General features: G+C 45.5%; 16 protein-coding genes. 14 read left to right on the top strand and 2 right to left on the bottom strand.

Annotation, left to right across the window (positions count from 1 at the left end; translation table 11 throughout):
- The first annotated feature begins 184 nt into the window (after nt 1–184).
- From RG963_RS10950 to RG963_RS10890, 13 genes are all read left to right on the top strand, one after another.
- Nucleotides 185–775 carry a 50S ribosomal protein L15e gene (locus RG963_RS10950; protein ID WP_310576311.1) on the top strand — a complete coding sequence of 197 codons (591 nt, stop codon included), beginning with the start codon at nt 185–187 and terminating at the stop codon, nt 773–775.
- The gene (locus tag RG963_RS10945; protein ID WP_310576310.1) at nt 772–1,215 is read left to right on the top strand and encodes an RNA-binding protein; all 444 of its coding nucleotides are present in this window, start codon (nt 772–774) and stop codon (nt 1,213–1,215) included. Before RG963_RS10950 ends, RG963_RS10945 begins: the two co-directional genes overlap by 4 nt.
- Nucleotides 1,208–1,927, top strand: a complete 720-nt coding sequence (gene rnp3 / locus RG963_RS10940; RefSeq protein WP_310576309.1) for a ribonuclease P protein component 3 — start codon at nt 1,208–1,210, stop codon at nt 1,925–1,927. The genes RG963_RS10945 and rnp3 overlap by 8 nt, the downstream gene beginning before the upstream one ends.
- The gene (locus tag RG963_RS10935; RefSeq protein ID WP_310576308.1) at nt 1,924–2,328 is read left to right on the top strand and encodes an Rpp14/Pop5 family protein; all 405 of its coding nucleotides are present in this window, start codon (nt 1,924–1,926) and stop codon (nt 2,326–2,328) included. The genes rnp3 and RG963_RS10935 overlap by 4 nt, the downstream gene beginning before the upstream one ends.
- A gap of 816 nt (nt 2,329–3,144) precedes the next feature.
- Nucleotides 3,145–3,894: an archaeal proteasome endopeptidase complex subunit alpha gene (gene psmA, locus RG963_RS10930; protein ID WP_310576307.1), complete on the top strand. Its 750-nt coding sequence runs from the start codon at nt 3,145–3,147 to the stop codon at nt 3,892–3,894.
- Nucleotides 3,895–3,974: 80 nt separating this feature from the next.
- The gene (locus RG963_RS10925) at nt 3,975–4,667 is read left to right on the top strand and encodes a ribosome assembly factor SBDS (RefSeq protein WP_310576306.1); all 693 of its coding nucleotides are present in this window, start codon (nt 3,975–3,977) and stop codon (nt 4,665–4,667) included.
- Nucleotides 4,668–4,678: 11 nt separating this feature from the next.
- The gene (gene rrp4 / locus RG963_RS10920; RefSeq protein ID WP_310576305.1) at nt 4,679–5,461 is read left to right on the top strand and encodes an exosome complex RNA-binding protein Rrp4; all 783 of its coding nucleotides are present in this window, start codon (nt 4,679–4,681) and stop codon (nt 5,459–5,461) included.
- A 77-nt stretch (nt 5,462–5,538) separates the two neighbouring features.
- Nucleotides 5,539–6,942 carry an exosome complex exonuclease Rrp41 gene (rrp41, locus tag RG963_RS10915; RefSeq protein ID WP_310576304.1) on the top strand — a complete coding sequence of 468 codons (1,404 nt, stop codon included), beginning with the start codon at nt 5,539–5,541 and terminating at the stop codon, nt 6,940–6,942.
- Complete coding sequence (rrp42, locus tag RG963_RS10910) at nt 6,926–7,726, top strand: exosome complex protein Rrp42 (RefSeq protein ID WP_310576303.1); 801 nt, start codon at nt 6,926–6,928, stop codon at nt 7,724–7,726. Before rrp41 ends, rrp42 begins: the two co-directional genes overlap by 17 nt.
- A 177-nt stretch (nt 7,727–7,903) precedes the next feature.
- On the top strand, nt 7,904–8,188 hold the full coding sequence (locus RG963_RS10905; RefSeq protein WP_310576302.1) for a 50S ribosomal protein L37ae: 285 nt from the start codon (nt 7,904–7,906) through the stop codon (nt 8,186–8,188).
- 20 nt (nt 8,189–8,208) lie between these two features.
- Nucleotides 8,209–8,346 (top strand): DNA-directed RNA polymerase subunit P, encoded by a 138-nt coding sequence (locus RG963_RS10900; RefSeq protein ID WP_310576301.1) that lies wholly within the window; start codon nt 8,209–8,211, stop codon nt 8,344–8,346.
- A gap of 5 nt (nt 8,347–8,351) precedes the next feature.
- Complete coding sequence (locus RG963_RS10895) at nt 8,352–8,822, top strand: rRNA maturation protein (protein ID WP_310576300.1); 471 nt, start codon at nt 8,352–8,354, stop codon at nt 8,820–8,822.
- A gap of 139 nt (nt 8,823–8,961) precedes the next feature.
- Complete coding sequence (locus RG963_RS10890) at nt 8,962–9,210, top strand: KEOPS complex subunit Pcc1 (protein WP_310576299.1); 249 nt, start codon at nt 8,962–8,964, stop codon at nt 9,208–9,210.
- Nucleotides 9,211–9,533: 323 nt separating this feature from the next.
- Here RG963_RS10890 and RG963_RS10885 read toward each other — a convergent pair whose 3' ends face one another.
- Nucleotides 9,534–9,713 carry a hypothetical protein gene (locus RG963_RS10885; RefSeq protein WP_310576298.1) on the bottom strand — a complete coding sequence of 60 codons (180 nt, stop codon included), beginning with the start codon at nt 9,711–9,713 and terminating at the stop codon, nt 9,534–9,536.
- 442 nt (nt 9,714–10,155) lie between these two features.
- A complete protein-coding gene (locus RG963_RS10880; RefSeq protein ID WP_310576297.1) occupies nt 10,156–10,551 on the bottom strand; it encodes a Mov34/MPN/PAD-1 family protein in 396 nt (131 codons plus the stop codon).
- A gap of 263 nt (nt 10,552–10,814) precedes the next feature.
- Here RG963_RS10880 and RG963_RS10875 point away from each other — a divergent pair, with 263 nt between their 5' ends.
- The gene (locus RG963_RS10875) at nt 10,815–12,104 is read left to right on the top strand and encodes an NADP-dependent malic enzyme (RefSeq protein WP_310576296.1); all 1,290 of its coding nucleotides are present in this window, start codon (nt 10,815–10,817) and stop codon (nt 12,102–12,104) included.
- Nucleotides 12,105–12,107: the final 3 nt, after the last annotated feature.

The following is a 12,107-nucleotide window of genomic DNA, read 5'->3' as shown; positions in this document are numbered from 1 at the left end:
CTAATATTTTCTATCTTTTCTCTTTGTGCAGATCCTTAACTTTTAATCAGCCTGTGCATGGGCAAAGCTTTAAATCAAATGATTCAGTTTATCGCATGTTTCATTTTCGGGATTAGGTCCCGTTGGAATGTGGTCCTGCAGGCAGGGCTGAACCGTGAAACATAAGTGAAACTTGGTGTTATAATTGGCAAAATCTTTTTACGGATACATACGCGATGCATGGAAAAACCCTGATGAGACTTACGTGAACGAGCTCCGTTGGGAGCGCATGCAGGTCTGGAGAAAGCAGGGGTCTGTGACCAGAATAGAAAGACCGACCAGGATTGACAGGGCACGCTCCCTTGGATACAAAGCCAAGCAGGGAATTGTCATTGTCAGAGTAAATGTGCGTCGTGGAGGGCTTGGTAAATCGAGGCCCAAACGTGGAAGAAGAACCCAGAAAATGGGGACGAACAAGATCACAGGTGGAATAAGCATCCAGAGGATCGCCGAAGCCCGTGCAGACCGCAAATACCCGAACCTTGAAGTTCTGAACTCATACTGGGTAGGGGAAGATGGAAAGCACAAATGGTTTGAAGTCATCCTTGTAGACCCGCATCACCCTGTAATAAAGAGCGACAAGAATCTGAACTGGATTTGTGACCCGTCCATCAAAGGCAGAGCCTCAAGGGGTAAAACCAGCATTGGTCGCAAGGGTAGGGGCATGACTACACGCGGAAAAGGTACTGAGAAAACCAGGCCGAGCATCCGTGCACATCAGAGTCGAGGCAAGTGATTCATCACATAACGCTGCGTGTGCTCGCCCATGCAACCGAAGACGTATCCAGAGTCAAGATGACTCTGGACTTTTTTTTATCCGGTGCCGGCGTCCGGGAAGAGAGTAAACTGATTGAAGAGCTTGAGGCTGAAGGGCACCATGGAAATCCCATCACCATCCTGAGCGTGCAGCTTAAACGAAAGGCAGACTGCCTGGGTTTTGCCCGCTTTGTCCATGAAAAATTTTCGGGAGAAGATGTAGCACGGCTCAGAGACGAAATGCCTGAGAGGCTGGACGATAATCAAGTCTTCCATCTTCGCTTTGACAAACAGGCTGCATATCTGCAGCAGGTGAAATTTACCGATTCCTCGGATGCGATCACTGCAAAAGTAAAGATCGAGACCTATCCGAAGAACTGGGAAAAAGCCGGAGCTATAGTGGAGGAGTTGTTTGGGTAAACCGAAATTCTACGATTTTTGCGTTCATGCAATTCCTGATGGGGATAATACTGTTGAGCAACTGGCTGCCCTTGCCCGGCACTTCAGATACAGTGGGATTGCGCTTGCAAACCACTCTGATAAGCTTCCTCAATCGCGGCCTTTAATAACCTCTCCTGAGGGGTTCGAAATTTTCAGGGGAATCGAGCTTGTAGAGGAGAATCCTTCGAAACTTCACGGGCTGATCGGAAAATACCGGAAGTCAGTAGATGTTCTGATAGTGCACGGAGGTTCCGAAGCTGTCAACAGGGCTGCATTGGAGAACCCCCGGGTAGACATACTAAACCATCCGGCTTTTGATAAGAGTAGCGGGTTAAACCAGGTGCTTGCAAAAGCAGCAGCTGAAAACGACGTTGCAATTGGTCTGACACTGAGGCCTTTCCTTCATTCGAGAGGTTCAAGGCGCATCCGCATGTTGTCGGATCTCAGGGCAAACCTTGACCTTGCCAGGAAATACGACGTTTCCCTTGTCCTTTCGAGCGATGCGATGTCCTGTTTTGACCTTCGTTCTCCAATGGAAACACTCGCTCTGGCTGAAGTCTGCGGGCTTGAAGAAGATGAGGCACTTGAAGCTATAAGTACAGCGCCCGAAAAAATCCTTTCAAGGAACAGCCCCGGCCCCGGATATATAAGAGAAGGAGTCGAAGTGCTTGAGGAGGGAGATTACTTTTGAAGCGCCTGCTTCCTTCCCTTCGTGCGAAAAAACGCGATCTGGCCTTTGAGCTGATTTCCGAGGAGCCCGTAAGCAGGAGTGACCTGGTCAGGGAGGTCATGTCCTCTGCGTCCTCGCTACTTGGGGACGTCACTGCCAGCGAATGTGACATTAAGGTGCTCGGGTTTGAAGACCGGAAGGGCATTATCCAGTGTTCCCATAAGAAGGTAAAAGAAACAAGGGCATCCCTGGCAGCTCTAACCCGGGTTAATGGAAGAAGGGCGACTCTGTACATACTTGGAACTTCAGGCACGGTTAAAAGAGCCACTGAAAAATTTATCCAGAATCGTACGGCATTTGAGCCCGAAAACAAGGTAAAACCCGGAACTTCTGAAGAATTCAGACAATATAAGACTCAGTAAGGCTAAATTCAGCCTTTTTTCGGGCGTTACTGGCTTTTTGACAGGATTAAATATCTTCAGCTCCGGAGCTGCCAGGAAGCTATTAATAAACTGTCAGGACGCTGTCTAATATATATTATGATGAATGAGTATTAGTGCAACGAAGTATAATATTGGTTGGCAGGACTGATTGACATAAAGATAGTTGTCCCGAAACTTCTGAGAATTAAGTTCGGATGACTGCGGGCCTTATCGAAAGGCAGCCTGAAATCCGCATGCAGTGAAACTGTAGAAGCTAAAATATTTCCGCAGAGGTACCGAAATCCGGCTTAAAGTACCGGAAAACCCTGGCTTTCACAAGCATTATAACTGAGTAAATACACTTTATTAACGGACTTAGTTAACATTGAAAAGGACCTTAAAAAACCATTAAAAAGGTCCCTCAAGTGCACGAATCCAGATTATGCTTGGAAAATGTACTTTGCAGGGTAGAAGTGCCTTTGAATTCCCTTTAACGGGGTATTTTCCGCTGGTTTCGTCCGAAAAAATCTTTCAGGATTGAAAGTTCCGAATGAAAGGTTAAAAACTCTAATAAGGAAGAAATACGTTATAGGAAATCAAAAATCGGTTTCCTTACCTGAATGCCAGGTCGAGGACTTCCAGTTCCTGAATTTTCGGGATATCCGTACAGTTTACGATCACTGACCAAAGCCTTTTTGGGGAAGGCGGTGATTTAGCTGACGATCGTGCGGATAGAGATCTTAAAGGAAAAAAGACCGGTCTCTGACCGGGAAGATTGCAAACAATATAGAATATAATTTAAGGGAGATACGGAATATGCAGATGGCACCACAGATGGGCTATGACAGGGCAATTACGGTTTTTAGCCCCGACGGAAGACTTTTTCAGGTAGAATATGCCCGCGAAGCGGTCAAAAGGGGAACAACAGCCGTGGGAATCAAGGCAGCTGATGGGGTAGTGCTGCTGGTTGACAAGAGAATAACGAGCAGGCTTGTGGAAGCTGAATCTATTGAAAAAATTTTCCAGATTGATGACCATATAGGAGCTGCAACCTCAGGACTTGTAGCAGACGCTCGTTCTCTTATTGATAGGGCCCGTGTAGAAGCGCAGGTCAACAGGGTTTCTTATGACGAACCCATAGGTGTTGAGGTTATCTCCAAAAAAATCTGCGACCACAAGCAGACCTACACCCAGTATGGGGGAGTTCGTCCCTACGGGACTGCACTCCTGATTGCAGGCGTAGAAGACAATGCGCCAAGGCTATTTGAGACAGACCCGAGCGGCGCTCTTCTGGAATACAAGGCAACAGCTATAGGAGCAGGCAGAAATGCGGTTGTTGAGGTCTTTGAGGCGGACTACAGGGAAGATATGAACATTGATGCGGCTATTCTCCTCGGGATGGATGCGCTCTATAAAGCTGCTGAAGGCAAATTCGATGCCGGTACTCTTGAAGTGGGTATTGTGTCCGTTAAGGATAAGAAGTTCAGAAAATTAGTTCCTGAAGAAGTTGATAGTTATGTTAACCAGATCCTTGAGAAACATCAAGGAACTGAACACAAAGAGTAAAACCTATATCATATTTAGAGAATGGGTAATCAGAGAATTCTCTGATTCTCAAACTTAAATTTTGGAGAAGGTATCTGAAGATGGTGTCCCTGGACGAGGCAGTGACTGCACGGTTAAAAAGAGGCAGCAAACATTTCGAAGTCCTGGTCGAGCCCGAAGGGGCTCTGGCCTACAAGCGAGGAGAAGAAGTAAACCTGGAAGACGTTCTGGCAGTTGAAACTATCTTCGAAGACGCGAACCGAGGGGACCGGGCAGCGGAATCTGATATTATTAATTCTTTTGAGACGGCGGACCCCCTTGAGATTGCTGCCGTGATTCTTAAAAACGGCGAGCTTCAGCTTACAGCTGAGCAAAGAAAACGCATGCTTGAGGAAAAAAGGAGAAAAGTTATCTATACCATTTCCAGAAATGCAATAAATCCCCAGACAAGAGCACCGCATCCTCCCGCAAGGATTGAAAGGGCGATGGAAGAAGCAAAGGTGCATATAGACCCCTTAAAAAGCGTGGATCAGCTGGTAAATATTACAATGAAAGCTATTCGCCCGCTTATACCCATACGCTTTGAAGAAATAAATATTGCTGTGAAAATCCCTCCCGAATATGCTCCCAAAGCATACGGAGATATTTCCAAGGCCGGAAGCATTACGAAAGAAGAATGGCAGCGTGACGGCTCCTGGGTTGCAGTGGTAAGAATTCCGGCAGGAGTCCAGACTGATTTTTACGCTCTTATAAATCATCTTACGAAGGGAGAGGCTCAAACTAAACTTTTATAAGAGGATGTTGGATGGATAAAAAAATAGTGATCCCTGGTGACCTGCTATCCGAGAATACGAAAAAAGCCGGATACGGGACTTATGTCAAGAACGACAAGATCTATTCTTCGTTTTGTGGTATTGAAAATCTCAAAGAGGATAAAGTTGGAGTGATCCCTCTAGCGGGAGCCTATATTCCTTCCGTAAATGATGTGGTGATCGGGATCGTCATTGTGGTTACGCCATCCAACTGGATAATGAACATTGCCTCTCCTTATGATGGCCTGTTCCATGTATCCGAATATCCGAGAAGAGTTGAATCCCGGGAGATGTCTGAAATTCTGAGTGTAGGAGATTCTGTAATCCTCAGGGTAAAAGATGTAGACAGTTCCATGAAAGTCGAGCTTGCCCTACGGGATTCGAACTTCCATAAGCTTAAAACAGGCCAGATTGTCGAAGTTGAGCCTGTGAAAGTCCCACGTGTGATAGGACACGGAGGTTCCATGATCTCAATGCTGAAGAAAGAAACGAACTGCAGCATTTTTGTTGGCCAAAACGGCAGAATATGGATCGATGGAAAGGACGAAGATGTGGAGCTTTTGAGTAAGGCTCTCCGGAAGATCGAAGTCGAAGCTCAGCGTTCCGGATTGACAGATCGGATCTATAACTTTTTGAAAAATGAGCGGATTAGGCCGAAAGAATCCAGGCCCGTTAAGTTTTTTAAAAGTGGAAATAAAGATGTGAAGTTAGCAAAAGAAGATCATTCCGAAGAAATATACAGGAAGATCGATGTATTGCTGGATCCGAATAATTGAATTCCGGATAGTCATGAGGGATTTTTAAGGAAGCTTCTGTAGAGTAGTTGTTTTAGGAGTTTTTTGGAGATTAAAGTATGAGTGATAAACCTGAAAAATTAATCACTGACGATGGGCTGCGCCTTGACGGGAGGCGTGCGGATGAAATCAGGCCCATGAAAATTGAGATCGGCGTACTTTCCAGAGCCGACGGTTCATGTTATCTTGAATGGGGCCGGAACAAAATCCTGGTAGGCGTATTTGGCCCGAGAGAAGCGCATCCCCGCCGTTCACAGCGCGCAGATACTGCAGTTATCCGTTACAAGTATAATATGGCTTCTTTTTCTGTGGAAGACCGTGCCAGGCCCGGACCAAGCAGACGGAGCATCGAAATTTCAAAGGTTTCGAGGGAAGCTTTCGAGCCGGTAATTATGGCAGAGCTTTTCCCGAAAACAGCAATTGATATTTTTGTGGAAGTGCTTCAGGCCGATGCAGGGACAAGGACAGCAGCAATCAATGCTTCAAGCGTAGCTCTTGCAGATGCCGGAATTCCGATGAAGGGCCTCATTACCTCTTGTGCCTTCGGAAAAATTGACGGGAAGATAGTGCTTGACCTCAACAAGGACGAGGATAATTATGGTGACGCTGATTTTCCTGTAGCAATGACCCAGGATGGAGAAATCACCCTGGTCCAGATGGACGGGCACCTTACTCCTGAGGAAATCAGGGAAGGTCTCGAGCTCGTAAAGAAAGGCTGCAAGGAAATTCTCGAAATTCAGCAGGCAGTCCTTAGAAAAAAGTTTGAAACCCCTATGGGGGAGCTTGCAGAAGAGGCCGCGGAGACTTCAAATACTGAGAATGAAGTCGTAGAGGCAGAAGCCCCCCTTGAATACGCTTCAAAGGTAGCAGTTGTTGAAGAGGCCCTTAAAGAAACCGAAGAATTTGAAGATGCGGTCTCGGAAGATATTTCTGAAGCTGGCGCTGTTACTGAAGCGGTTCCCGAACTCGATGAGCTTGAAGAGATAATTAAAGAAGCTGAGGCCGGAATAGAAGAGGAAACTATAGAAGAAGTAATTGAATCTGAAATCGAAGAAAAGGCTGAAGAAGACGAAGCTGATTTTGAGGCTTCTTTTGAGGCATCTTTTGAGGAAGTTTCCGAACCTGACGAAGTTGAAGAACTTGAGCCCGAAGAGGCCGTTTCCGGGGAAGAAGAAACAGGATTCGAGTCTGAGATTGAGGAATTTGTTGAAGAGGAACCCCAGCCTGCAGAAGAACTCCAGGTTGAAGAGGAAGCCGGAATTGAAGAAGCTGCTTCTGAAGAAACTCTTGAATCCGAACCAGAGGTTGAGTCAGAAGCTGAGTCCAGGGAAGAGGCTCCTGCCGAAGAACTAGAAGCTGAAGAAGAGTCTGTAGAGGAGCCTGAAGAAGAAAAGTGCGAAGGACCCTGGAAAGTCGTAAAAGACCCCTCTGAATCCGGAAGCAGAGGTGAAAAAGATGAGTGAGATTATTGCTACACTTAAGAAGGACTATATTTACAACCTTATGGTCAAAGGAAAGCGCCAGGACGGGCGCGGATTTAAGGATTTCAGGGACCTCAAACTCGAAACAAATATTATTTCCAAAGCCGAAGGCTCGGCAAAGGTTACCCTTGGAGACACCCAGGTCCTTGTAGGAGTGAAGCTCCAGACCGGGACTCCTTTTCCAGACTCGCAAGATGAAGGCGTGATTATTACTAACCTGGAACTCAACCCTATTGCTTCTCCCGAGTTTGAGCCAGGCCCGCCCAGAGAAGAGGCAATCGAAATGGCAAGGGTCGTAGACAGGGGTATCCGGGAATCGGGCGCAATTGATATAAAGAAGCTTTGCATAACCGTTGGAGAATCCGTCTGGATCGTTTTCATAGATGTTCATATCCTCAATGACGACGGAAATCTCATTGATGCGTCCTGTCTCGCTGCCATTGCGGCTCTGATGACCACGATTGTCCCGAACGAACAGCAGGGAATCGGTATGAATGTGCCCCTTGCAATGAAAGAGATACCAGTGGGCGTGACTCTTGTAAAGATAGGCTCAAAGCTGATGGTGGATCCTTCACGGGATGAGGAAGCCGTTTGTGAGACAAAATTGACTGTGGTCTCGAGTTCGGACGGATCTGTTGCCGGCATGCAGAAAATGGGCTCGGCTTCTTTTACCGAGGCAGAAGTGCTGGAAGCAATTGATATGGCATGCGAAAAGGCAGCCGAACTCAGGGAACTTTACCTGGAAGCACTGGTAAAGCAAGAATAAATCGGGCAGGATTAATTAAATATAAATATTAAATGCCGGTATTACGGTCTAAGCGCATGTGCAATAGGTGATTAACAGAACCGGAGAATCTGGGTCTCAGGGACCTGACCCGTGGGCCAGCCGGTTCCAGGTTAAATCACTTCGGATTAAACGTTTACATTTTAAGGAGTTATAACGATGGCAAAAAAATTCACTAAGAAAGGAAGGATTTCCAGATCAGCAGGCAGATTCGGTCCCAGATATGGTAGAAAAGACAGAAAGCTTGTTGCAGATCTGGAAGAGCGCATGCGAGCCCCGCATGTATGTACAAAATGTGCCAGGCCGACCGTGAAAAGGATCGGAACAGGTATCTGGAAATGTAGCAAATGCGGACACACCTTCGCTGGCGGAACCTATATTCCATATACCAGTGTTGGTCAGACCCTGTTGCGCACGATGAAGAATATTGCTGAGGCAAAGTAAAAATTTAAGGTTGTGGTTGTATGGGTTATAAGTGCACTCGATGTAAACAGAAAGTGGAAGTCGACTACGAGTACACAGGTATAAGGTGTCCTTACTGCGGACACAGAATCCTGGTAAAAGAGCGTCCTACAACCATCAAACGCATCAAGGCCGAGTAAGGAGTATGTTAGTTACTTCTTCTCGTAAACCTTCTGCAAAGACCCGGACGCTTTGCAAGTTGCTTTCGCGGTTTATAGCCGGCAGGTCTATGACGCGTGGAAAGATGGGCATGCAGGAACTTCTGGAGTTTGTGGAGGGTGGGCCTCTCATAGTTGTAGGAGAGTACCACGGAAATCCCGGGGAACTCAGCTTTTTTGATGAAGGAAAGCTTCTTTTTTCTATCAGGTTTTCGGACTGGTATTCTCAGGAACTCGATTCTTACTGGTTTCCGGATGTTGAGCCCGCGCTCACAGGCCACGGAGAGGTTGCGGATGCCTTTGAGTCTTTTTTCCATTTTCAGAGGGTTGAAAGTGATAAAATTGATCAACTCCCTTCCCGTTCCACTTTAATAGCGGTTGGGGAAAAAGAGATCGATTTTATGGGCAGCGGAAAGTCCCTTTTTAAACTTAATATCAAAGGCTTTAAAAAGTATTGACCTCCAAACCCTTATTTTAAAACCCAATTTTTATAAGTTTATAATTTCGAGACCGATTTTCAAAGCAAAATTGCAAATCCATCTTTTCGGATCTTTTCGGAGTCCATTTAAGGAGCTAGATTTTTTCAGGAGGAATTTCTTGAAACTTTTCGCAGAATTTACTTTTGAGACCGAAACTGCAGAAACGATCTACAGGGTTGTCCTGCCCGAGCTTAATGATAACTTTTCAGAAAGGTCTGCAATAGAACTATCCCTTGAGGACGCAAACACGCTGGTATTGAGCGTGAAAGCCAAAGACCCGGTTTCCCTTCGCTCCGCCCTGAACACCTGGTTCAGACTCATCCAAATTGCCCAGGAAGTCCTTGAAGTTACAACTGAAGCCCAATAACTGAGAGTTAGTAAGGCTAATTTTATACCTATAAAATTTTATTTACCTATTATGACTTACGCACTTGAAGTTAAATGAATTGATTAATGGATACTGTTCATTGTGGCCGTAATTGAAAAGTGAAAGTACAAAAGTAGATGTAAGATAAAAAATTAAATGAGATTTAATTTAAGCTCTTTTAATTCCGGCAAGCAAAAAAGAAAAATTATGATAAATTATTTTTGTGCTTTCCGGCAGTTTATGTCCAGGCTGAAGATCTGCTTCAATTCATTACACTGTAAACCTCTTTTTGGAGCCTTTTTCTGTCCCTGATCCTTTAGCATTTATTCTGAATATCTTGCTGCTCCGGATCTTTTCGATTTAGGACCTTTATCTGGCCTGAATGCCCGCTCCGGGCACTTCTTGGAATCGGTTTTCCCGCGTACTTCAAAGCCGAGGCTGAAACATTCACCCTTTAGTTCATCAATAGCCGTATAAAACCTGCAATCTTGGCATGTAGGCATTCGAATTACTACCTCCAGATCTGTGAAGGCTATCTGGTTTTCATCCCAGAATGTTTGCCCGGATACGACCTCAGAAGCTAGAAATCACTTCTCTCCAGATATCTAAGTAAAAAGGTGTATCCTCTAAATAATATGTATATGTAAATAAAACATTTTTGGTAGCTGACCGGAAAGAAGGGTAAGATTAGGATTTTGTTAACTGCTGGAAAATTTCCATAACTAACTAAAGTTATTTATATTTAAATGCAGAAAGCATTTCCCGGCAATCAGATACTACATCTCTTTTAAATTTTTAACCTTATTAAGGCAAAACCTGGAAAAGCACTTTGGTTAAGAATAATAGCAGAAGCGGACTATTCTCAGGCTTATCAATTGTCGGAATTGCAAGAAAACGTACCTTCCCACATGAACTCTTTCCGGTAGAAAGCAACCGGTTTTAATGTCATATCTCCTCCAAATCCTCAAATTCCACATCAAGCACAGGAAGTTCTCTTGCTTTTCCCTCCCTGTCATAGCATGTCCAGCTCTGCCTATCGTAGGGGCGACCCACTATTATATGGTAATTTCCTGTTTTTGAAAAAAGGTGCAGGTCAGCCTCTGAAGGACTTCGGTTCGGACCCGGATGGCTATGGACCGAGCCTACTGCTTTAATGTTCGGCATCATAAAAAGCCTGAGAACTGCATTCGTATCGCTGGATTCGGTACCAGGCAGTATAAGCACTTCAGTAATAATGCCGTCTTTTTCCTGCAAAAGTCCGGCAAATTCCTCAGGAGCCATGGACTTGCTTGCTTCGAGGACGAAGTTGAGGGTATCACGAGCTATTCCCTTAATTTGCATAGAGGGGTATTCTCCTGAATATGTATATGCTTTCCGTGTTTATAGGAACTGAGGTGAATTTATTCGTGCTCTGTGGTGTTTCCAGCGGTTATAATATCTGAATTTGGTTAAATGCAGATCTTTATGTGCAAATTACATCCCATTGGGTTTATTTACGGTTTGTACAGACTATTACGCAAGGAATTTTATTTCTTAGAGATTAGTCTGGTGACATCTTCCCTCTCAGTACTTAATATCTTTATGGGGGTATTAGAATCAGAAAAATGCGTTCGATTTTAGGCTCGGAAGGAGATCTGGAACAAAATTCAGGAATGAATTCGGAAAAGGACCCGAAAGAAGACAGGGATATGCACGCGTCATTTTATCAGGAATCGCTTGCCATGCACAGGAGATTCGGGGGTGTACTGGAGGTCGCAAGCAAAGTCCGCCTTCGCACGATACATGATCTCAGTGTTGCCTATACGCCAGGGGTCGCCGAACCGTGCCGGAAAATAAGCGCTGACCCGGATCTTGCGTACCTCTATACCCTGAAGAAAAATACAGTTGCTGTAGTTACCGACGGGTCTGCAGTGCTCGGGCTTGGGAATATAGGACCTTACGCTGCTTTGCCTGTTATGGAGGGAAAAGCGATTATCTTCAAAGAATTCGCAGGTATTGACGCTTTTCCTATCTGCCTGGACACGCAGGAAACCGAAGAAATAATAAAAGCGGTCAGGTATCTTGCTCCCGCTTTCGGAGGCATTAACCTTGAGGATATCAGTGCACCTCGCTGCTTTGAAATCGAGGCAAGGCTGCGCGAAGAACTCGATATCCCTGTCGTCCACGACGACCAGCACGGGACAGCTATTGTGGTTTTTGCCGGGCTTCTCAATGCTCTTAAAATTGTAAATAAGGATTTGAATAAGCTCAAAATAGTAATCTCAGGGATCGGGGCTGCAGGGGTTGCAATTCTCAAATTCCTGATTAGGGCAGGAGCAGATCCCGCAAAAATCCTTGCCTGTGATACCAAAGGGCTTGTGTATGAGGGACGAGAAGAAGGCATGAACCCGGTAAAAGAAGAAATTGCAAAGCTTACAAACCCAGGGAAGTTGAAAGGAGGCCTTGAAAATGCCTTCCATGATGCTGACCTTTTCATTGGAGTATCCGTCGGAGGCATCGTTACTGAGGATATGGTTCGTTCAATGGCAAAAGATGCAATTGTAATGGCTATGGCAAACCCTATCCCTGAAATTATGCCTGATGCCGCAAAGAGGGCAGGAGCCAGGATTGTTGCTACAGGTAGGTCAGACTTTCCAAACCAGCTTAACAATTGCCTGAGTTTTCCGGGCGTTTTCAAAGGTGCTCTTAACACATGTGCAAGGAAAGTTACACCTGAGATGGAAATGGCTGCAGCTTATGCCCTTGCAGAAGTCGTAAATGTCAGTGAGCTTTCCGAAGATCATATTATTCCCGGCGCCCTTGACAAACATGTAGTACTAGCTGTTGCAAAAGCTGTTGCATGCGCGTCCGTTGAAAGTTGTGCTGCAAGGAAAAGCCTTGAAGACGGGGCCTGAGAG

It is taken from the genome of Methanosarcina baikalica (assembly GCF_031461075.1).
Taxonomy (GTDB): domain Archaea; phylum Halobacteriota; class Methanosarcinia; order Methanosarcinales; family Methanosarcinaceae; genus Methanosarcina; species Methanosarcina baikalica.
This window is presented reverse-complemented; position numbering and strand designations above follow the sequence as displayed.